General features: G+C 65.1%; 21 protein-coding genes and 2 pseudogenes. 12 read left to right on the top strand and 11 right to left on the bottom strand.

The window, feature by feature from the left end; translation table 11 throughout:
* Window positions 1-57: 57 nt before the first annotated feature.
* Complete coding sequence (locus RR42_RS14515) at window positions 58-813, bottom strand: tetratricopeptide repeat protein (protein WP_043348063.1); 756 nt, start codon at window positions 811-813, stop codon at window positions 58-60.
* A gap of 248 nt (window positions 814-1,061) precedes the next feature.
* Between RR42_RS14515 and RR42_RS14520 the strand changes: the two genes are divergently transcribed.
* Window positions 1,062-1,757: a mobilization protein gene (locus RR42_RS14520; protein ID WP_043348066.1), complete on the top strand. Its 696-nt coding sequence runs from the start codon at window positions 1,062-1,064 to the stop codon at window positions 1,755-1,757.
* Between the two features lie 93 nt (window positions 1,758-1,850).
* Here RR42_RS14520 and RR42_RS14525 read toward each other — a convergent pair whose 3' ends face one another.
* Window positions 1,851-2,987 (bottom strand): PLP-dependent cysteine synthase family protein, encoded by a 1,137-nt coding sequence (locus RR42_RS14525; protein WP_043348068.1) that lies wholly within the window; start codon window positions 2,985-2,987, stop codon window positions 1,851-1,853.
* 110 nt (window positions 2,988-3,097) lie between these two features.
* A complete protein-coding gene (locus RR42_RS14530) occupies window positions 3,098-3,541 on the bottom strand; it encodes a DNA-deoxyinosine glycosylase (RefSeq protein ID WP_419188863.1) in 444 nt (147 codons plus the stop codon).
* A gap of 244 nt (window positions 3,542-3,785) precedes the next feature.
* Between RR42_RS14530 and RR42_RS14535 the strand changes: the two genes are divergently transcribed.
* Window positions 3,786-5,096: an alpha/beta hydrolase family protein gene (locus tag RR42_RS14535; protein ID WP_144409825.1), complete on the top strand. Its 1,311-nt coding sequence runs from the start codon at window positions 3,786-3,788 to the stop codon at window positions 5,094-5,096.
* 121 nt (window positions 5,097-5,217) lie between these two features.
* Here RR42_RS14535 and RR42_RS14540 read toward each other — a convergent pair.
* Window positions 5,218-5,607, bottom strand: a pseudogene (locus RR42_RS14540) (DNA-deoxyinosine glycosylase); the annotation flags it as partial.
* Window positions 5,608-5,947: 340 nt separating this feature from the next.
* On the opposite strand from RR42_RS14540, the gene RR42_RS14545 reads away from it, so the two are divergent.
* Window positions 5,948-6,430 (top strand): lipocalin-like domain-containing protein, encoded by a 483-nt coding sequence (locus tag RR42_RS14545; RefSeq protein ID WP_063778442.1) that lies wholly within the window; start codon window positions 5,948-5,950, stop codon window positions 6,428-6,430.
* 182 nt (window positions 6,431-6,612) lie between these two features.
* Here the strand turns inward: RR42_RS14545 and RR42_RS14550 are convergent, their stop codons facing one another.
* The 4 genes and pseudogenes from RR42_RS14550 to RR42_RS14560 form a co-directional block, all read right to left on the bottom strand.
* The gene (locus tag RR42_RS14550) at window positions 6,613-7,110 is read right to left on the bottom strand and encodes a DNA-deoxyinosine glycosylase (protein ID WP_043348074.1); all 498 of its coding nucleotides are present in this window, start codon (window positions 7,108-7,110) and stop codon (window positions 6,613-6,615) included.
* 83 nt (window positions 7,111-7,193) lie between these two features.
* A pseudogene (locus RR42_RS41140) lies at window positions 7,194-7,346 on the bottom strand (DNA-deoxyinosine glycosylase); the annotation flags it as partial.
* Between the two features lie 129 nt (window positions 7,347-7,475).
* Window positions 7,476-9,389, bottom strand: coding sequence for a molecular chaperone HtpG (htpG, locus tag RR42_RS14555; protein WP_043348077.1), 1,914 nt, complete (start codon window positions 9,387-9,389; stop codon window positions 7,476-7,478).
* 158 nt (window positions 9,390-9,547) lie between these two features.
* On the bottom strand, window positions 9,548-10,969 hold the full coding sequence (locus tag RR42_RS14560; protein ID WP_052494806.1) for a PLP-dependent aminotransferase family protein: 1,422 nt from the start codon (window positions 10,967-10,969) through the stop codon (window positions 9,548-9,550).
* A gap of 198 nt (window positions 10,970-11,167) precedes the next feature.
* On the opposite strand from RR42_RS14560, the gene RR42_RS14565 reads away from it, so the two are divergent.
* From RR42_RS14565 to RR42_RS14600, 8 genes are all read left to right on the top strand, one after another.
* Entirely contained in the window at window positions 11,168-11,860 is a 693-nt protein-coding gene (locus RR42_RS14565; RefSeq protein ID WP_043348081.1) for a VOC family protein, read from the top strand.
* Window positions 11,861-11,946: 86 nt separating this feature from the next.
* Window positions 11,947-12,663: an alanyl-tRNA editing protein gene (locus tag RR42_RS14570; protein WP_043348085.1), complete on the top strand. Its 717-nt coding sequence runs from the start codon at window positions 11,947-11,949 to the stop codon at window positions 12,661-12,663.
* Window positions 12,664-12,680: 17 nt separating this feature from the next.
* A complete protein-coding gene (locus RR42_RS14575; RefSeq protein WP_043348089.1) occupies window positions 12,681-13,319 on the top strand; it encodes a LysE family translocator in 639 nt (212 codons plus the stop codon).
* Between the two features lie 82 nt (window positions 13,320-13,401).
* Complete coding sequence (locus RR42_RS14580) at window positions 13,402-14,340, top strand: DMT family transporter (RefSeq protein ID WP_144409897.1); 939 nt, start codon at window positions 13,402-13,404, stop codon at window positions 14,338-14,340.
* An 11-nt stretch (window positions 14,341-14,351) separates the two neighbouring features.
* Window positions 14,352-14,810, top strand: coding sequence for a RidA family protein (locus RR42_RS14585; protein ID WP_043348096.1), 459 nt, complete (start codon window positions 14,352-14,354; stop codon window positions 14,808-14,810).
* Between the two features lie 109 nt (window positions 14,811-14,919).
* On the top strand, window positions 14,920-15,249 hold the full coding sequence (locus RR42_RS14590) for a DHCW motif cupin fold protein (RefSeq protein ID WP_043348099.1): 330 nt from the start codon (window positions 14,920-14,922) through the stop codon (window positions 15,247-15,249).
* 39 nt (window positions 15,250-15,288) lie between these two features.
* Window positions 15,289-16,476 (top strand): PLP-dependent aminotransferase family protein, encoded by a 1,188-nt coding sequence (locus tag RR42_RS14595; RefSeq protein ID WP_043348101.1) that lies wholly within the window; start codon window positions 15,289-15,291, stop codon window positions 16,474-16,476.
* Between the two features lie 156 nt (window positions 16,477-16,632).
* Window positions 16,633-17,277 (top strand): glutathione S-transferase family protein, encoded by a 645-nt coding sequence (locus tag RR42_RS14600; RefSeq protein ID WP_043352127.1) that lies wholly within the window; start codon window positions 16,633-16,635, stop codon window positions 17,275-17,277.
* A gap of 35 nt (window positions 17,278-17,312) precedes the next feature.
* Here the strand turns inward: RR42_RS14600 and RR42_RS14605 are convergent, their stop codons facing one another.
* Complete coding sequence (locus RR42_RS14605; protein WP_043348104.1) at window positions 17,313-17,966, bottom strand: LysE family translocator; 654 nt, start codon at window positions 17,964-17,966, stop codon at window positions 17,313-17,315.
* A gap of 388 nt (window positions 17,967-18,354) precedes the next feature.
* Here RR42_RS14605 and RR42_RS14610 point away from each other — a divergent pair, with 388 nt between their 5' ends.
* Window positions 18,355-20,031 carry an L-lactate permease gene (locus RR42_RS14610; RefSeq protein ID WP_043348108.1) on the top strand — a complete coding sequence of 559 codons (1,677 nt, stop codon included), beginning with the start codon at window positions 18,355-18,357 and terminating at the stop codon, window positions 20,029-20,031.
* Between the two features lie 93 nt (window positions 20,032-20,124).
* Here the strand turns inward: RR42_RS14610 and RR42_RS14615 are convergent, their stop codons facing one another.
* Window positions 20,125-20,550, bottom strand: coding sequence for a type II toxin-antitoxin system VapC family toxin (locus RR42_RS14615; RefSeq protein WP_043348111.1), 426 nt, complete (start codon window positions 20,548-20,550; stop codon window positions 20,125-20,127).
* The gene (locus tag RR42_RS14620) at window positions 20,544-20,921 is read right to left on the bottom strand and encodes a type II toxin-antitoxin system Phd/YefM family antitoxin (protein WP_043348113.1); all 378 of its coding nucleotides are present in this window, start codon (window positions 20,919-20,921) and stop codon (window positions 20,544-20,546) included. Before RR42_RS14620 ends, RR42_RS14615 begins: the two co-directional genes overlap by 7 nt.
* Window positions 20,922-20,925 lie beyond the last annotated feature (4 nt).

Consider the following 20,925-nt stretch of genomic DNA (forward strand, 5'->3'; position numbering starts at 1 on the left):
CGTGTAAGCGTGCCGCCCACCGGGGTGGCACGCAAGTCAGTTCGGATCGATCCGGGATCAGGCCTTGCCGAGCGCGCCCTGGGCGCGCTGCAGCCACTCCCGGTTGTGCTCGCGGGCGTGGCGCGGCCAGTGCTTGCCGTCGTGCACGATCTCCGCGTACAGCGCCTGGGCGCGCTCCCGGTCGGCGGGTTCCCCGCGGGCCGTCAACCAGTCGGCAAACAGGCAGCGCGCGGCGGCATCGCTGGCGCAGCTCAGTGCCTGCTCGAATGCGGCCCGCGTGCCGGGCGCGTCCGACGCGGCCAGCGCGCGAGCGTACAGCAATGCAGGGTCCGCTTGCTGGCGCGCCTGGGGCTGGGAGGCAAACAAGCGCTCCAGCGCCGCTATGGCAGCGGCATGGCCACCGGTGGCGAACTGCGCGCGCGCCAGCCCCAGCAGCAGCGCCGGGTCGGTGGCGAACGGCCCGCTGGCGGCGGCCTCATAGTGTTCCAGCGCGGCCTTGGGCTCGCCCGCGTCGAGCAAGGCGGCGCCCAGGCGCATGCGGTGATCCACGGTGGGCGCGCGGTCGAACGCGTCGCGCGCCTCGCGCACCGCGCGGTTGGGGTCGACCAACTGGCCAATGGCGCGCTTGGCGGCCCGCGCCCCCCGCGTCTGGCGCAGCCCGGGCAGGTAGATGGCGAAGAAATACACCACGCTGCCCAGGCCCGGGAAGGCGAACAGGATCAACAGCCAGTACATGTTCTGCTGGGTGCGCACTGCGTGCACGGCGAAGAACACGGCGATGATGACGTGAAAACCAATTCCTAGATACGGCATTGTCTATCTATCCTGCAAAGCGTTGGCCGGCGGGTTTCCCACCGGCATGCGTAGCCGTGATTGTGACAGATGCGGCCGGGGTGCCCGATGCGGCATGCTACTTGCTACTGTCACAAATGCCTTTTACGGTAAGGCTGTCTTGCGCTTACGTTCTGCGCTTGGCTTGCCGGCTCACCTGCCGGGCTTGCCTTGCCAAAACCCGAGACGCCCCCTCCAACCTGGCCCTCCACGACAAAGGATCCGCAGATATGAGCTACATCCACTTCATCGGTGGTGAAAAAGGCGGCGTCGGCAAATCGCTCGTCGCGCGCCTGCTAGCCCAGCATTTTATCGACCGGAGCATGCCGTTCCTGGGCTTCGACACCGACAAGTCGCACGGCGCCCTGCTGCGCTTCTATGCCGACTTTGCCGCGCCCGCCGTGCTGGACAAGCACGATAGCCTGGACCCCATCATCGAGCACGCCGTGGAAGACCCGCAGCGGCGCATCCTGGTCGACCTCGCGGCCCAGACGCAGCACGCACTCGCAAAATGGATGGACGACGCCGACGTGCTGGCGCTGGCCGAAGCGCACGGCCTGACGCTCACCTGGTGGCACGTGATGGATGCGGGCCGCGACTCGGTCGACCTGCTGCGCCAGTGGCTTGACCAGTTTGGCGGCCGCATCAAGCTGGTGCTGGTCCTCAATGAAGTCCGCGGCGATCGCTTCGAGATCCTGGAAGCCTCGGGCGAACGCGCCCGCGCCGAAGCGCTGGGCGCCAGCGTGATGACGCTGCGCCACCTGCCCGATACGACCATGCAGAAGATCGACCAGCAAAGCACCAGCTTCTGGGCCGCGGTCAATCACCCGGATCGCGCCACCACCGGGCTCGGCATGCTGGAGCGCCAGCGCGTCAAGGTCTGGCTGAACCGGGCTTACGGGGAGATGGCTGCGCTGGCGTTGTGATGGGGCAGAACTGGCGGCCGGGGCGCCATCGCCGCCCCGGCCGCTGTTGCCGACGATGCGCGCGCCACGGCGCCAGCGCGTGCTGCCCGGGGGTTACGTAGCGCCCTGAACCCCATCGCCGGCAGCCTCCAGTCCAGCAAGCGCCTGCTGTGTCAGCAGCGCTTCGCCGTTCACCGCACGTGCGATCAGGGCATCAGGCTCCGCGACCGGGATTGCCTGCGCCTGGTACCACGCGTCGTCGTAGTAGGTGTGGCTATAGCGTTCGCCGCTATCGCACAGCAGGTTGACGATAGCCCCCTCCTCACCCGCAGCCGCCATCCGCTCGGCCAGGTACAGCACACCGACGAAATTCGTGCCTGTCGAGCCGCCCACGCGACGCCCGAAGCGCCCCGCCAGATAGCGCATCGCGGCAAAGGACAAGGCATCGGGCACCTTGAGCATCGCATCGATGCACGTCGGAATAAAGGAGCGTTCGACGCGCGGGCGGCCGATGCCCTCGATCCTCGATCCCGCGTCTAGGCTCAGGCTGCTGTCCGGCTGGCCCGCCAGCGTACTTTTGAAATAGTCGAAAAATACGGAGTTCTCGGGGTCCGCGCAAAGAATGCGGGTTTTATGTCGACTGTAGGCAACGTAGCGGCCCAATGTTGCGGCGGTGCCGCCGGTACCTCCGCTGGCCACGAGCCACGCCGGAACCGGGTGCTCCTCGTCAGCCATCTGCTTGAAAATCGACTCGGCGATATTGTTGTTGGCGCGCCAGTCGGTAGCACGCTCCGCATAGGTGAACTGGTCCATGAAATGGCCCCCGGTCTCCAGCGCGATACAGTGCGATTCCGTATAGATGTCCGCCGGATTGGCAACCAGTTGGCAGCGCCCGCCATAGAATTCGATCGCCTCGATTTTCGCCCTTGAGGTACCCGCCGGAATCACCGCCACAAAGGGCAGGCCGAGCAGCCTGGCAAAGTAGGCTTCGGAGATGGCCGTCGAACCGCTGGATGCCTCCACGATGGTGCTTTTTTCGCTCAGCCAGCCATTGCAAAGCGCGTAGAGAAACAGCGATCTCGCCAGGCGATGTTTCAGGCTGCCGGTCGGATGGCTGGATTCATCCTTGAAATAGAACTGGATACGGGGATAGCCCGGCAGGTCCAGCGGAATCAGGTGCGTATCGGCGCTGCGGTTGAAGTCGGCTTCGATCTTGCGAATCGCTTCGCGGGTCCAGTCAGAGCGCGGCATGGGAACCCTCACGGTAAATGACTGCGCCGCGGCGCGTCGATTGGCGTTGCGAGATTTCGATCATAGACCATCAGAGCAACCGGCTTGCCCGCCGGCACGACGACCAGCGCTTATGACAGCAGCCCACGCCACAACGCCAGCTTCTGCTCGAAATTGCGCGCCGCATGTGCCGGGCTCGATGAGGGCAGCACCACCGTCTCATAGCCTGCCGCCGCAAACTGCGCGGCGAAGCGACCCGACGTGCCGCCGTTAAAACCGACGCGGCGCAACGCAGGCGCCAGCGCCTTGAGCCGCACGAAGTCGTTGGCCTGCGGATGGCGGATATTGCTGTCCAGGCTGCCCTCGCGCACGCAGGCGCCGAGCACGTCCCACACGCCGATGCCGTAGGATAGGAGCCGCGCCAGCCGATCAGCGTAAGGCAAATCAGGCAGGGGCTCACCGGTCAGCGCGCCCAGCAGCGGCCAGAACTGGTTGGGATTTTGGTCAATTTGACACCTTGGAGCCAGCCCAGGTATCCGCCCCCCCAGGAAGCGGTATGCGTCGACGAACGCCACAGATGTCGTGACGGCTGCTGATAGCAGCGTCGTGCTTGCGCCGCACAGAGGTTCCGCATATTACTAAGCTACCCCGAATTCCCTGCGCGGGACTGTTGCGCCGCAACAGGGAGCGTGCATCGGCCAAGTTCGATGCGAAAACGGGGTGGGCTACCGCACGCGATGGCGAAACGCGACGCCCCGGGTAAGGGAACGTATTCGCGTAGCAAAGACTCGACGGCGTCATCTTTCGGAAAGCGAGGACATGATGAAAAGACTCGGCGCACCCACCTTTTCGTTGCTCCTGTTCCTGATGGCTGGCGCATGCGCTCCTTTGCCATCCGTCTCGATGCCATCGGCTTCAGGGCGTACGTTTGCCATCCCACAAGCCGGCCCGAATCCAAACGTTGAGGACCCGACGTTTCGCGCATTGCCCGGTGCGAAGGCCTATTTTGGCCAAGTCGCCGGTTCCGGCTATCGCATCGAGGTGCCGGACAAATGGAATGGCGATCTGGTCCTGTTCGCGCACGGCTGGAATACCACGCGTAGGCTGACGGCTCCGTACCTGCCGGTCAGGGAGCTTGCCATCCGACAGGGTGTCGCGTGGGCCGCATCCAGCAATCACGCCAGCGGCTACGACCCGGATGACGGCGTCCAAGACACTCTCATCCTGCGCGAACTGTTCAAACAGATGATCGGCACGCCAAAACGTACGTTCATCTACGGAAGGTCGATGGGCGGCAATGTCGTGGTGGCTTCGCTGGAACGGTATCCCGATATCTACAGCGGCGGAATCACTGAGTGCGGCAGCATCAATGGCATCGAGCGATTGAACTATCTGCTCAGCTATACCGTGCTTGCCGGTTACTTTTCAGGGGTCGACTTTTTTGCGCAGGAAGTCCATGGACCGGCCGATGTCGTTGCGCTACTGAACCAGAAGGTCTATCCAGCGCTTGGTGCTTCGGCAGATAAGCTGACGGATGCCGGAAAGCGCTTTCGCAGTGCTGTCATCAATCTTGGCGGCGGGCACCGGCCATTTGCCGAGGAAGGATTTGCTGCCGCCTATCGAAGCAACTTCGACTTGGCCGTGATCGTGATCACGGATACCACATTCAGAGGGGCAGCGCTCGGCAACATCGGTGAAAAGTATCACGTTGATCCGGAACTGGGCGTGGACGACGCCGCACTCAACCGGAGCGTCAAGCGGATTGCTCCTGACCCGTCAGCGCGCAACGCTGACACACACTACGAATTTACCCGCTTCAAGGGCAATCTGAAGGTTCCTTTAATGACCATTCACGGAACAGGAGACGCGCAAGTCCCCATCAGGACAGAGCAGCAATACCGGGAATGGGTGGAGGCCAGCGGCGCGAGCGCAATGCTGGTGCAGCGCGCGTCCCGGCGCTTTGTGCATTGCGATTATTCAACAGCGGAACGAAACCGCGCGTTCACCGATCTGCTGAGTTGGGTCACGACCGGATCGAAGCCTGAAGGGGATGATCTGAGCGGCTCGCTCCTTGACGCGGGAAAACGCTGGAGCGAGCCATTGCGGCAAGATGATCCAGGGCACCCCTAGAAGGACGGTCTTGTTGATGTCCGCACAGCTCCGATCGCGCACGGCATCACGCAGTGGCATCGGGGACTGCCCTTCCGATGCCGACAACCGAGCGTCTGCATGGGGGCAACGGCCTGGAGCATCAAGTTCGGGGGGTGGTCACCCATGCGCACATCCCCTGCCAAGAGCGTATTTTTTCCGCGTAAGGCAACGTGTGGGCCGGGCTACTGGAGGGAAGTCGGACGATCTGATAACGTTCGCCATGTGGGCCAAGCGCCTTCAAACCAATGCGCTCCGCGGTGCCTCCGTTGAAACCAATCACAGCCAACTCCGGCAACGATTCGATCAAACCCACCAGATCGTTTCCCGCATGGTCGCGGATGGCGCCGTCGGAACTGCCCTCGCGCTTGGCTTCGGCCACTACATCCCACAGGCCGATACGGTGCGCGAGCAGCGTCTGCAAGCGCGCGGCGTACTCCATGTTCCGCAGATCCTGCCCGATGACATCGCCCACCAAATTCCAGAAGGTGTTGGCGTTTTGGTCAATTTGACACCTGGCTCACCGAGTCCCGTGCGTCAGCGACTCTCTGCAAACTGGCGTGGCTGGGGCTGGGGCTGGGGCTGGATTCGGCCACAACCGGACGGTCAGCATAGACTCACGGTGAAAGCACCTCGCGCGGACAGGCAAGAGATCGTGCCATGATTCGCAAACCAATTCGTACGGAGTTGAGCAAGCGGGAACGGTCTTTCTGGCGTAGTGCAGCGAGAAAATATTCGACCACGACCCTGTAATTTTCTCTAATTCGCCTATCCTGTTTATCAACGCTTGGGGCATGGGGTCTTGTGGCGCCAAAACACCTATAAGGATGACCATGAAAAACAAGACCAACCTGTCCTCAGTTTCCGCTTTGCTGCTGTTCGCAGCACTCGCATTGCCTACTGGGAACGCATCCGCACAGGACGCCAAGAGTGTCGCCGGCACTTATACTCCCGTCGTGGCTACGTCGTTCGGCGACAATCCGCGCGGCCAGCTGATTCTAGGGTCTGACGGCCACTATTCGCTTAATCTCGCACGCGCGACACTGCCGAAAATCGCCGCGGGTGTGCGAGGCAAAGGGACCGCTGAGGAAAACCAGGCGATCGTCGGCGGCAGCGTCTTCCACTATGGCAAGTATGTGGTAGACGTGAAAGAGAAAACCATTACGTTCAACGTCGAGGCCAGCACATTCCCGAATTGGGACGGAGCTACGTTCAAGCGGGCGTTCAAGGTTTCCGGGGATCAACTAACCTATACCGACAACGCACCATCGGACGGCAGTGGCGCGCACGACGTGATCTGGAAGCGCGTCAAGTAGTGTTGCAATGAGGTGCGTTCGCTGTTGCATGCCCCTGCCCCGCGCAAGTGGGGCAGGTTTTTACCGATCAGCCCTTTCTGGAAAAACAGGGATCAGTGCAGCATGACTGTCCGTTCAGGGTCGTCTACGGTCAACGAAGCACGCCCACTTCGCACGAGTCACCGCACAGACAACTCAGCACATCAATCCACCAAATACTCCCGTAGCTCACGCCACCCCGCCAGCTTCGTCTGATACGAAACCGCCGCATACGCGGGGCTACTCGACGGCAAACGGACGATCCGATACTGGTTCGCCGTTTCACCCAGCGCTCGCATCCCTATCTTCACAGCCATTCCGCCATTGAACGCGATTGCAGCCAGATTTGCCAAGGTTTTGATCAAGATATTCAAATCGTTACTGGCGTGATCGCGGATGCGGCTGTCCAGACTCCCGCTACGCTGTGCTTCTGCCACGACATCCCATAGACCGATGCGATGTTCAAGCAAGGTCTTGAGACGCGCCGGGTAATCCATCGCGACCAGATCCTGCTCGATCACGTCGCCGACCAAATTCCAGAATTTGTTTTGCGGATTCCCATAGTATTTCCCAAGGGCTAACGACATCTCTCCTGGCAGACTACCGAGAATTAGAATCCGTGTGTTTGCATCTACGATTGGTGGGAAGCAACGCTTGGTCATTTCGACGTGGGTCCTTCCATTGCGACACCCAAGTCCTTCCGACATCCTATCGATCGTAATTCATATGCGGCGATACGCGTGCACGGATGCGCGTAATACTGCTGCGCCGCCAGCGACGCCGCGCCGGGAAAGCTGCCCAGCACCAGTACGCGGATGTGCCGATCGATGACCGGTACAAGGCCTTGCTGTAGATCGGGGGGGAGAACCAGAGGGGATGCGGGAGATGGGACGGGCATGGGGCGAGTGTACCTGGCTCCGGGGGAGGACAGGCGCCTGCGCGGATTGCATGCGTCATGCTTGCCGCTGGCGCCCGCCCTCTCCCGGTCCCTCTCTCGCAGGCGGGAGAGGGAGCAAACCCGCTACGCTTACGCCAGCAGCTTGTTGACGCGCTGCACGTAGATCGACGGGTCTTCGAGCGTGCCGCCCTCGGCCAGCAGGGCCTGGTCGAACAGCACGTGCACGCGGTCGCCGAAGGCGTCGTCCGTGGGACCGGCCTCCACCAGCGCGCGCAGCTTTTTCACCAGCGCGTGGTCAGGGTTCAGCTCCAGGATGGGCTGGGCGTCGGGCGCCTTCTGGCCGGCCTGCTTCAGCAGGCGTTGCAGGTAGCCGCTCATGTCGCCTTCATCCGAGACCAGGCAGGATGCCGACTCGGTCAGACGCAGCGTGACGCGCACGTCCTTGGCCTTGCCTTCGAGCACAGCCTTGGCGCGTTCGAGCACGTCCTTCCAGTCGCCTTCGGCCTTTTCCTGCTCGGCCTTCTCGTCGGCGTCGGCCAGCGCGCCAAGCTCCAGGTCGCCGCGTGCCACCGAGACCAGTTCCTTGCCATCGAACTCGCGCAGGAAGGACAGCATCCATTCGTCCACGCGATCCGTCAGCAGCAGGACTTCGATGCCCTTCTTGCGGAACACTTCCAGGTGCGGGCTCGACTTGGCCGCGGCCCAGCTATCGGCCGTGACGTAGTAGATCTTGTCCTGGCCTTCCTTCATGCGGCCCACGTAAGCGGCCAGCGCCACGCTCTGCTCGGCGCTGTCCTGATGCGTGGAAGCAAAGCGCACCAGCTTGGCGATGCGCTCCAGGTTGGCGGCGTCTTCGCCCAGGCCTTCCTTGAGCGCCTGGCCGAACTGCTGCCAGAAGGTGGTGTACTTGGCGCGTTCGGCTTCGTCCTCGCTGTCCGCCAGCGTTTCCAGCATCGACAGCACGCGCTTGGTGCAGCCTTCGCGGATAGCCTTCACGTCGCGGCTCTCCTGCAGCAGTTCGCGCGAGACGTTGAGCGGCAGGTCGGCCGAATCCACCACGCCCTTGACGAAGCGCAGGTAGGCCGGCAGCAGTTGCTCGGCATCGTCCATGATGAAGACGCGCTTCACATAGAGCTTGAGGCCGGCCTTGTGGTTGCGGTCCCACATGTCGAACGGCGCGCGCGCCGGGACGTACAGCAGCTGCGTGTATTCGCTGCGGCCTTCGACGCGGTTATGGGTGTAGGCCAGCGGCGCTTCGTTGTCGTGCGCGATGTGCTGGTAGAAAGCGGTGTACTGCTCTTCGGTGATATCCGATTTGGAGCGGGTCCACAGGGCGCTGGCCTGGTTCACGCTCTCCCACTCGCCCGTTTCCTTGTAAGCGCTGGTCTCGGCATCCCAGACTTCCTTGGGCATGCGGATCGGCAGCGAGATGTGGTCGGAATACTTCTGGATGATGCCCTTGATCTTCCAGGCGGAGAGGAAATCGTCCTCGCCTTCGCGCAGGTGCAGCGTGATGGTGGAACCACGCTCGGCACGATCGATGGCGTCGACGGTGAACTCGCCGTCGCCTGCGCTTTCCCAGCGCACGGCTTCGCTGGCGGGCAGGCCGGCGCGGCGCGTTTCCACGGTGACCTTGTCAGCCACGATGAACGCCGAATAGAAGCCCACGCCGAACTGGCCGATCAGGGCGGCGTCCTTCTGCTGGTCGCCGGATAGCTGCTGGAAGAATTCCTTGGTACCCGAGCGGGCGATGGTGCCAAGGTTGCGGATCGCCTCGTCGCGGCTCATGCCGATGCCGTTGTCGGTGATCTTCAGCGTGCGGGCCTTGGCGTCGGCCTCGATGCGGATCGCCAGGTCGGCGTCGTTCTCGAGCAGGGCCGGGTTGGCAATCGCCTCGAAGCGCAGCTTGTCAGTGGCGTCGGAAGCATTCGAAACCAGCTCGCGCAGGAAAATTTCCTTGTTGCTGTACAGCGAGTGGATCATCAAGTGCAGCAGTTGCTTCACTTCCGCCTGGAAGCTCATCGTCTCGTGCGGTGCGGTCATGGTTCTCCTCTTAACAATCTTGGCTAACTTGGCTGATTTGGGAATCCAGGCAATGTGACGGGCCGGCAGCCGGGGGCCTATGGGCCGGCGTCAGGCCGGTGACCCGAAACATAAGGGCATCCGAGCGGTTTTCAAGACATCGCCCGGTTGGGACCCGGTTAGCGCCGCTCCAGCTGGCGCGCCAGGAAGGCCAGCATGGCAGGGTCCTGGCTGCTGGCCACATTGAAGCGCATCCAGCCGGACGGCATCTGCGACGGCGAGAACAAGCTGCCGGGGGCGAACAGGTAGCCCTCCTCATGCCCGGCGACGGCAATGGCGTTGGTATCGCGCCCGGTGTCCGCCCACAGGTACATGCCGGCGTGCTGGCCCGCAAAGAGCGACAGGCCCATCCGCTCGATGGTGCGCCGGGTCTCGTCGCGCGCCCGGTCGAGCCGGTTGCGCACGCGCTCCACGTGCTTGCGGTAATGGCCTTCGGTCAGCACTTTGTACAGCACGCGCTCGTTGATCTCCGGCGAAGCCAGGCCAGCCAGCAGCTTGCTGTCGGTCAGGCTGGCGGCCAGCTCCGGATGGGCGGCGATAAAGCCCACGCGCAGGTTGGCGGCCAGCGTCTTGGAAAAGCTGCCCAGGTAGATCACCCGGCGCAACTGGTCCAGGCTGGCCAGCCGGGTGGCGGAGTGACCCGGCGGGCACAGGTCGCAATAGATGTCGTCCTCGACGATCAGCAGGTCGTACTGCTCGGCAAGGCGCAGCAACTGGAAGGCCTTGGCGGCCGACAGCGAAGTGCCGGTGGGGTTGTGCAGCACCGAGTTGATCACCATCAGGCGCGGGCGGCGCGCCTGCAGGATGCGCTCCAGCGCCTCCAGGTCCGGGCCCTCGGCGGTGTAGGGCATGCCGATCAGCTGCGCGCCCTGGGCGGCGAAGCGGCCGAACATGACGAACCACGCCGGGTCGCCCACCAGCACCGCGTCGCCGGGGCGCAGGTAGAGCCGGGCGATCAGGTCGAGCGCCTGGGTGATGCCGGAGGTGAGCACGATCTGCTCGGGGGTGGCACCGATCTCCAGTTCGGCCAGGCGGTTGCGCAGTTGCTGGCGCAAAGGCAGGAAGCCCTGCGGCGTGCCGCTGGCCAGGAAGTGGCTGCCCGGCTGGCGTCCCAGGCCGCGCAGCGCGCTGGCGATCAGCTCGCCGTCCAGCCAGTCGTTCGGCAGGAAGCCCATCCCCGGAGACTTATGCGGCTCGGTGGAGTGGAACATGCTGCGCAGCAGCCAGGTCACGTCGATATTGCGTGCGCCGGTAGCCACGGGCGCTACCGCCGCCACCTGGGGCGTGCGCTCGCGCACATAGAAGCCCGAGCCGCGGCGGGATTCGAGGTAGCCCAGCGCCACCAGCCGCTCATAGGCCTCGACCACGGTGAAGCGCGAGATGCCCTTTTCCTGCGCGAGCTGGCGAATCGAGGGCATGCGCATGCCGGCGCGGAAGACCCGCTCGTCGATGCGCAGCCGCGCCCACTCGGTCAACTGCTCCACCAGCGTCATCTGTGCCGAGGGCACCGGGTCGGGCATGCGCTCGGTGGGCGGAGGCATGACCAGGCGCAATGAACGCGCCTGCTCGCCAGCCTGGGGAGCCGCGCCCTCCTGCTTGCCCGCCCCGGCTCCTTTATCCTTGAGCCCTGGCGCAACCGGTTCCCTGCTGTTCATGCCCTGCTCCCGCCACTGTACTGAGAATGTTCTGCATAACTGTATCGGTACTGTACCGACAACCTTGTCTACCATCAACACACAATGACAATTGCCCTCGACCATCTCGTGATCGCCGCCCCCACGCTTGAAGCGGGGGCGCAGCATGTCGCAGACGCGCTCGGCGTGACGCCCCAGCCGGGCGGCGCGCACCCTGGCATGGGCACCCACAATTGCCTGCTCGGCCTGTTCGGCGGCATCTACCTGGAAGTCATCGCCATCGACCCCGAGGCACCGGCTCCCACGCGGCCGCGCTGGTTTGGCCTGGACACCGAGGCAGTGCAGGCCCGGCTGCGCCATGGTCCCTTCCTGATGCACTGGGTCGCGCGGGTGGAACGCCCCGCCGACCTGTCCCTGTGGCAGGCGCAGTACCCTGCGCGCATCCCGCCGGTCATCCCGATGACACGTGGCGACCTGCGCTGGCGCATCACCGCGCCGGAGGACGGCAGCCTGCCCGCGTGGCCGGCTGACGATGCGGATGGCACGAACGGCGCGGCGACGCCGGGCGACGGCATCCTCCCCACGCTGATCCAGTGGGATGTATCGACCCATCCGTCGTCCCGGCTGCCGAACCAGGGCCTGGCGCTGCGCTCGCTGCGGGCACGCCATCCGCAGGCCGCACGGCTGGCCGAGGCCTTGCAATGGCTGGGCGGCACCCAGTTCGTCCCGGAAGCATCCACGCTCGCGGAACTGAGCGCGGAGATAGAAACGCCCGATGGCGTGCGCACGCTGCGCTGAACCGGAGCGCCGACTGCCGCAAGACGTAGGACGCGAGACGCAAAAAATACTGTCACAACAAGAACAACCACCGAGGAGCCCCTCTGATGTCCGCCACCCGCAAACGCTTCGACGACGACGCCTATCTCGGCAGCTGCACCGCCACCGTGGTAGCCGTGCACGCTGACGGCATCGAACTCGACCAGACCGTGTGCTACGCGCGCAGCGGCGGCCAGGCGGGCGATACCGGCACCCTCAAGCTGGCCAACGGCGCGACCATCGCACTGCTGGAAACCGTGTACGCCCCGGACCGCAGCCACATCCTGCACGTGCCGGCGCCGGGTACGGCGCTGCCGGAGGCGGGCGACATCGTGGCCGTCACGATCGATTGGGAGCGCCGCCACCGGCTGATGCGGCTGCATACCTGCCTGCACCTGCTGGGCTCGCTGATCCCGGTGCCAGTGACCGGCTGCGGCATCTCGCCCGACTCGGCACGCATCGACTTCGACCTGCCGGAATCCACGCTCGACAAGGCCGTGCTCACCGAGCAGCTCAATGCGCTGATCGACGCCGACAGCCGCGTGCAGGTGGAGCGCATCACGTCCGAGCAACTCGCCGAGCAGCCCGAGCTGGTACGCACGGTGGGCGCGGCGCCGCCCGCGGGCAGCGGCGTCATCCGCATCATCGACATCCCCGGCGTGGACCGCCAGCCTTGCGGCGGCACCCATGTGGCGGGCACCGGCGAGATCGGCGCCGTGCTGGTGACCAAGATCGAGAAGAAGAGCCGCACCAACCGCCGCGTGGTCGTGCAGTTCGCTGCGTGAGAGCGGCAAGACGATAGATGGATCCCGCTCTGCTCACCGGGCTGTCGGCTGCCCAGTTCGCCGCGCTGCTGTCGCTGATGGCAGTCGGCGCCTTCACCCCCGGCCCCAACACGACGATTGCCGCGGTCACGGGCGCCAACTTTGGCCTGCGCGCCACGCTGCCGCACTGCGTGGGCGTAGCGTTCGGCTTTGCCAGCATCCTGGCGCTATGCGCGGCGGGCATTGGCGCGCTGGTCCTGGCCAGCCCGGCGCTAGCGCTGCTGGTGCATGCCGCCGGCGTACTCTACCTGCTGTGGCTGGCGCTCAAACTGGCGCGCAGTGCCGTGCTGTCGGACAAGCAGGTGCTGCGCCCGCTGTCGATGTGGCAGTCGGCCGTGCTGCAGTACGCCAATATCAAGGCGTGGATGCTGGCGCTGGCCACGGCCGCCTCGTATATGGCCGGCGCGCAGTCGCCGGTGCATCGGGCCGTGCTGGTGTGCGCGGTATTCGGCGTGTTCGGCTTTGTCAGCAATGGCGTGTACGGCGTGATTGGCGCCGCGCTGCGGCAATGGCTGCAGGTGGGCCACCGCATCCGCTGGTTCAACCGCGCAATGGGCCTGGCGCTGGCACTCACGGCGCTGTGGATCGCGCTGGCTGGCCGGCCCACCCTGCACTAATTCAAACTCAAACGCCATGGCTGCCAGAACCACCTCTGCCCAACCCATCGCTAGCGCCCCTGCCGACACCCACAGCGGCGGCATGCTGCTCGGCTTTACCGGCGTGGCCGTGTTCAGCCAGACCTTGCCCTTCACGCGCATGGCGGTGGCCGAACTGGACGCCACCTTCGTCGCGCTTGGCCGTGCGGTGGTGGCTGCGCTGCTGGCGCTGGTGCTGCTGTGGCAGCGCGGCGCATTCGCCCGCGCGCGCCGTCCCCGGGGCGGCCAGTGGTGGCGCCTGGGGGTGACCTCGCTGGGCGTGGTGGTGGGCTTTCCGCTGTTTTCCTCACTGGCCATGCGTGAAGTGCCGGCCGGCCACGGCGCCATCATTACTGGCCTGCTGCCCCTGGCCACGGCGGTCTTCGCCGCCTGGTTCGGCCGCGAGCGGCCGTCGCCGGCGTTCTGGCTGTCGGCCGCCGCCGGCAGTGCGCTGGTGGTCGCCTTTGCCCTGTGGCAGGGCGCGGGCGGGCTGCAGCATGCCGACTGGCTGCTGTTCGCAGCGATGGTGCTGGGCGCGCTGGGCTATGCCGAGGGCGGCAAGCTGTCGCGCGAGCTTGGGGGGCTGGAAACCATCAGCTGGGCGCTGGCCGTGGCGCTGCCGCTGCTGCTGCCGGTGGTGGCCTGGCTCGGGCTTGGGCACGCCGGCCAGATCGCAGCCGCCTCGCCGCGCGCCTGGATCGGCATGGGCTATGTTTCCGTATTCTCGATGTTCGTCGGCTTCCTGTTCTGGTACGCCGGGCTCGCAAAAGGCGGCGTGGCGCGCGTCGGGCAGATACAATTGCTGCAGCCGTTCCTCACGCTGGCGGGCGGCGCCCTGCTGCTGGCCGAGCCGCTCGATGCCGTCACCCTCGCCTTTGCGGTGGCAGTGATCGGCGTGGTAGCCCTGGGCCGCCGTACCGCCGTGCGCAGCGCCCCCGCGAGCCCCGTGCCCGCGCCCGCCGCCGAAGAACCCCACCCTGCCCCTACGGGACGATCCCTCTGACTGGAGACCCTATGTCCGTTCACGACACCCTTGCCCGCCTCGGCATCGCACTGCCCACCGCTGGCGCACCGGCCGCAGCCTACGTCATGGCCGCGCAAACCGGCAATACCGTGTTCCTTTCGGGCCACATTGCCCGCAAGGATGGCAAACCCTGGGCAGGCAAGCTGGGCAAGGACCTGGGCACCGAAGACGGCAAGGTTGCCGCGCGCGGCATCGCCGTGGACCTGCTGGCCACGCTGAACACCCACCTGGGCGGCGACCTGGACCGCGTCACCCGCATCGTCAAGGTGATGAGCCTGGTCAACTCCACGGAAGACTTCACCGAACAGCACCTGGTGACCAACGGCGCCTCGGAGTTGCTGGCGGAAGTCTTCGGCGAGGCCGGCAAGCATGCCCGCAGCGCCTTCGGCGTAGCGCAGATCCCGCTGGGCGCCTGCGTCGAGATCGAGATGATCGTCGAAGTGAAGTAAGCCGGCGCAAAGCAGAGAGCAAAAAGCAGAGCAAAGTGAATTGAAGCAAGGCCAGGGTCCGGGGGATCCCCCCGCCCTGCGCCCAACCGGCCGAAGGCACCTCCAACTCATGCGCATCGACAACCTGCCTTTCGGCACCACCGACTGGTCTGACATCACCCCGACCCGCCACCCCGGCGACACCGGGGAAGCCCTCTGGCGCACCCGCCAGTTCGGCGACATCCGCGTTCGCATGGTGGAGTATTCCGCCGGCTATCTCGCCGATCACTGGTGCACAAAAGGGCACATCCTTTTTGTGCTGGAAGGCGAGTTGCATACCGAGCTGGAAGACGGCCGGCATTTCGTGCTCCGCGCGGGCACGAGCTACCAGGTCGCCGACCAGGCAGAGCCGCACCGTTCGTCCACCCCGACCGGGGCGCGGCTTTTTATCGTTGACTGAGTCGAGCCAACCCGACTCCCCACACACCAAGAGAACATCATGAACTGGGCCATCTCCCGCCGGGCGCAACAACTGACCAGCTCGGCTATCCGCGAAATCCTGAAAGTGACCGAGCGTCCGGAAGTTATTTCCTTCGCGGGCGGCCTGCCGTCGCCGGCCACCTTCCCGGTAGCGGCCATGGAACAAGCGGTGGCCCGGATCTTCGCCGACAACCCGCAAGCCGCCCTGCAGTACGCCGCCACCGAAGGCTACATGCCGCTGCGCGAATTCATCGCCAAGCGCCATGCCGTGGACGTGGAGCGCGTGCTGATCACCACCGGCTCGCAGCAGGCGCTGGACCTGATCGCCAAGGTGATGATCGACCCGGGCAGCCCGGTGCTGGTGGAAACACCCAGCTACCTCGGCGCGCTGCAAGCCTTCTCGCTGTTCGAGCCCGAGTTCGTCTCGGTGCCGGGCGACGACAAGAGCCTGCTGCCGGAATCGCTCACGCCCGAGCTGACCGCCGGCGCGCGCTTCCTCTACGCCCTGCCCAACTTCCAGAACCCCACCGGACGGCGCATGCCGCTGGAGCGCCGCCAGGCCCTGGTGGCCCGCGCCCGCGAGCTCGGCCTGCTGCTGGTCGAGGATGATCCCTACGGCGAACTGAGCTATAGCGGCGACCAGTTGCCGAGCCTGCTGTCGATGAACCCCGACGGCGTGATCTACATGGGCTCGTTCTCCAAGATCCTGGCCCCCGGCCTGCGCCTGGGCTTTGTGATCGCCCCGCCCGAGCTGCACTTCAAGCTGTGCCAGGCCAAACAGGCGTCGGACCTGCATACGCCCAGCTTCACCCAGCGCCTTGCCTATGAAGTGGTGCGCGATGGCCTGCTGGACTCGCATATCCCCACCATCCGCACGCTCTACGCGGCGCAGTGCCAGGCCATGCTGGACTCCCTCGCGCGCCACATGCCGGAAGGCGTGACCTGGAACGCGCCGGAAGGCGGCATGTTCATCTGGATGGAGCTGCCCGAAGGCCTGGACAGCATGGAGATCCTGCAAGAAGCGGTCAACCGCAATGTGGCCTATGTGCCGGGCGCGCCGTTCTACGCCAGCAACCCGCGCCGCAATGCACTGCGCCTGGCCTTTGTCACGGTGGCGCCGGAGCGCATCGAGCAAGGCGTGGCCATCCTCGGCACGCTGTTCCGCGAAGCCATCGCCAAGCACGCGCCGCAAGCCAAGGCTGCCTGAGCGTCGCTTGAGCGACACGCATGGCACGGATACGTCTGCTGGCCGATACCGGGCTGGCGGGCTTCATGGCAAGATAACGGCCATTGCCTGTCAGTCCGGGCCACGAACGCGCAGGCATTGCGCATGCGCGGCCCACGCCTTGAGGAGAAGGTTCTCGTGCTGCGTATCTGGGGTCGGCTCTCATCGATCAACGTGCAGAAAGTGGTCTGGTGCGCGCGCGAGTTGCACCTTGACCACGAACGCATCGACATTGGCGTCAGCGAGGGCGACCTCGACACCGAGGCCTATGTCCGGCTCAACCCCGACCGCAGCATCCCGGTGATCGAGGATTTCCGTGGCACCGACGTAGGCGGCGAGCCCTTTGTACTGTGGGAATCCAACGCCATCGTGCGCTATCTTTGCGCACACGACGGCGAGGACACCCTGTGGCCCGGCAACGTCAAGGCGCGCGCGCTGGCCGATCGCTGGATGGACTGGCAAACCAACGCCTTCAGCCCGGCCATGGTCGACGCATTCCGCCACCTGGTGCGGCTGCCCGCCGAGCAGCGCGACCCTGACCTGATCGCCCGCTCCCTGGAGCGCACCGAACCGCTCGCGGCCCGGCTCGACGAAGCCCTGGCGCAGCGTGAATTCATCTGCGGCGACCGCTTCACCATGGCCGACATCCCGGTTGCCTGCGCCGCCCACCGCTGGCTGGGCCTGCCAGTCACACACCAGCCCCGCCCGCACCTTGAGCGCTGGGCAGCGGCCATGCGTGCACGGCCTGCCGCCCGCACCATCCTGACGCTGCCGCTGGTCTGAGCCGCCCCCCCTTATTTGCCGACTTGCCTGCCGGTCTACTTGCTGTTGCGCCCGCCCGACACCGCGGCAAGCACCCCCAGCCCGATCAGCGCACCGCCCGTCAGGTAGCGGCCCACGGCCTGCGCCCCCCTGGCGCGCGCGAGCAGCGGCAACAACGCCGCCGCGGCCAGCACATAGCAGCAATCGGTGGTGGCGGCGATCAGGACGAAGGTGCCGCCCAGGGCCACGCTCTGCGGCAGCGCCGCGATGGCGGGGTCCATGAACTGCGGCAGGAAGGCAGCGAAGAACAATGTGGTCTTGGGGTTGAACAAGGCCACCACGAAGCCATCGCGAAACACCCGCCGCAGCCCGGCGCTGCCAGCAGCCGGGTCCGCCTGCGCAGCAGCGGCCGGTCGCGCGCGCAGCGCCCGCACTCCCAGGTAGACCAGGTAGGCCGCACCTGCGTACTTCATCACGGCAAAGGCCAGCGACGACACCGCGAACAGCGCAGCCAGCCCCAGCGCCGCCGCCAGCACATTGACCAGGTTGCCCAACACCACGGCCGTCACCGAAGCCAGGCCGGCAAGCCGGCCTAGCGACAGCGTGCGCGCAACGATGTAGATCACCGCCGGCCCCGGTGTCACCGCAAGCAACAGGCTGGACAGCAGGAAAGCGGCAAGCACGTGACCGCCGGGAAGGATGTGCAGCATGGCAATGCTCCTTCAGAAACAAGAACGCCACCTTTCATGCCGGACCGGTCGACTTACCGGCAGCGCCAAGGCGAAAAAGGACGACCGGCACATTCTGCCACCACCGGCCCGGCCAACATACATTTGCGTATCGAGTGGTTTGGAGTACTCTGCCAATAAGGCAGCGAGTGCGCCAACCTGCCCCCCAGGCAAACCCTGATCCATGAATCCGGCTCACGATGACGGTGACTGGATTTAGGGCAGCGCGGCAGGAACCCATCCTTAAAATCCGAAGCTTGCCGGTCGCGCGGTGGGCAAGTTGGCAATACGCGCCCGGACAAAAAGCTGACGCGGCAGCCTGCGCCTAATACAAAAGAAACCTGTCGCCCCAACCCGAGGAGGATTCATCGTGTGGACTCAAGTCTATGACCCGCTAGGCAGCCTGGCATTGTCCACGCTGGCAGCGGGGATTCCTGTCGCCGTACTGCTGGCGGCGTTAGCCTTCTTTCACCTGCAGGCCCACCTGGCCGCCGGGCTGGCCCTGGTGGTCGGCGTGGTCATTGCCTCCGCAGTGTTCGGCATGCCCGCCGCAATGGCAGGCAAGGCTGCCGGCCTGGGCATCGCATCGGGCCTGTTCCCGATCGGCTGGATCGTGCTGAACATCATCTTCCTGCACCGGCTGACCACCATCAACGGCTCCTTCAAGGTGCTGCAGAACTCGATCTCCGGCATCACCGAAGACCGGCGCCTGCAACTGCTGCTGGTGGCCTTCAGCTTCGGCGCTTTCTTTGAAGGCGCCGCCGGCTTCGGCACGCCAGTGGCGGTCACCGGCGCCATCCTGATCGGCCTCGGTTTCTCGCCGCTGGCGGCATCCGGCCTGGCGCTGATCGCCAATACCGCGCCGGTGGCCTTCGGCGCGCTGGGCGCGCCGCTGATCGGCCTGTCCGCGGTGACAGGCCTGGACCTGCTGCATCTCTCGGCCATGGTCGGCCGGCAGTTGCCCTTCTTCTCGTTGCTTGTGCCGTTCTGGCTGATCTGGGCCTTTGCCGGCTTGCGCGGCATGCTGGCGATCTGGCCGGCGATCCTGGTGGCCGGCGTCACCTTCGCCGTGCCGCAGTTCCTGGTGTCGAACTACCACGGCCCCTGGCTGGTGGACGTGATTGCCGCGCTGGTGTCGATGGGCTGCCTGACGCTGTTCCTGAAGGTCTGGAAGCCCAAGGAAATCTGGACCTCCACGCGCATCCTCGGCCGCAGGGACGACTCCAAGGTCGACGACCCCGAAGCGGTGGCCGCCGAAGCCCGCGCCAGCGCCGCCTCCGCCGGCATCTCGGTGGTCAAGGCCTGGATGCCCTGGGTGATCCTGACCGTATTCGTCTTTGTCTGGGGCGTGCCGGAATTCAAGAAGCTGATGGACGGCCTGTGGCAATGGAAATTCCCCATCCCCGGCCTCGACAAAGCCGTGTTCAAGGTGCCGCCGGTGGTGCCGAAGGCCACTGCCGAAGGCGCGGTCTTCACGTTCAACGTGTTGTCGATGGCCGGCACCGGCATCCTGGTCTCGGGCATTCTCGGCGGCCTGCTGATGGGCTACTCCTTGCCGCGCCTCGTCAGGGAATACTGGGAGACCATCAAGCTGGTGAAGTATTCGCTGCTGACCATCTGCGCGATGTTCGGCGTGGGCTACCTGACCCGTTACTCGGGCCTGGATGCCACGCTGGGCCTGGCCTTTGCCCACACCGGCGTGCTCTACCCGCTGTTTGGCACCATGCTGGGCTGGCTGGGCGTGGCGCTGACCGGGTCCGACACCGCCTCCAACGTGCTCTTTGGCGGCCTGCAGAAGACCACGGCCGAGCAGCTCGGCCTATCGCCGATCCTGATGGCCTCGGCCAACAGCTCGGGCGGTGTGATGGGCAAGATGATCGATGCGCAGTCCATCGTGGTGGCGTCCACCGCCACCAAGTGGTACGGGCACGAAGGCGAGATCCTGCGCTATGTGTTTTTCCACTCGATCGCGCTGGCGATCCTGGTGGGGCTGTTCATTACGCTGCAGGCTTATGTGCATCCGTTCACGCAGATGGTGATTCACTGAGCTGGCAAACCAGCGGCCATGAAAAAGGCCCCGCTATTGCATGGGCGGGGCCAGACTGAAGCTGAAACGGGAGCTGGGCGCCGGAGCCCGCGCTCAGCCCCCAAACCAGTTGACCAGCCGCAAGCCCGCCAGCCCGGCAAAATCCCTGATATTGCGCGTCACCAACGTCAGGCCGTGCGCCATCGCGACGGATGCGACCTGTCCGTCCACAAAGGGCAGGCTCAGCCCAGCCCGCTCCCGCGAATTGCGTAGCTCGGCATGAATCCGTGCCGCAGCGCTGTCATAGGGCAAGACCGGCAAGCTGCCCGCCACTTCCTGCACGAAACGGCCAACTGCGTCCTTGCGCTGGCCATCCGGCATGCGCAGCCAGCCATAACGTAATTCATGCCAGACCGGCGCCGGAATAACCAGTTCGCCATCGAATCGGGCCAGGTTCGCCATGACCCCTGCATCCGGTTCTGGCCGCATTGCCTCCGAGACAATGTTGGTGTCCAGCAGCCAACTCGCAGCGCTCACCATGTGAAGTCACGCCCGTCGCCGGGTTGACGCACATGCTCGAATGGGTCGGCTTCATCTTCCGGTTGCGCGTGCTCGCTGCGCCATTCACTCAAACGCCCAAAGAAGCCAGACGTGGAACCGACAAGCAGCCGGTATTGCGACCAGGACATCAACACTGCAGCCGGCTGACCGCGCCGGGAGATCAGCAGCGGTTCCTGCCCGCTCTCCGCGTCCCGAAGCACATCGGAGAGATGCGCTCTTGCCTCCGAGAATGGAATGGTTTGCATAGCCTTACCTCCCACATCGAAATGTACAATCCAATTGTACAACAATGAGCCACCGAGTGTCGGCGGGGAGGGGTTCTTTGCGGCGATGACGATGACGATGACCACGGCC

The sequence above is a fragment of the Cupriavidus basilensis genome, assembly GCF_000832305.1.
In the GTDB taxonomy this organism is placed as follows: Bacteria; Pseudomonadota; Gammaproteobacteria; order Burkholderiales; family Burkholderiaceae; genus Cupriavidus; species Cupriavidus basilensis_F.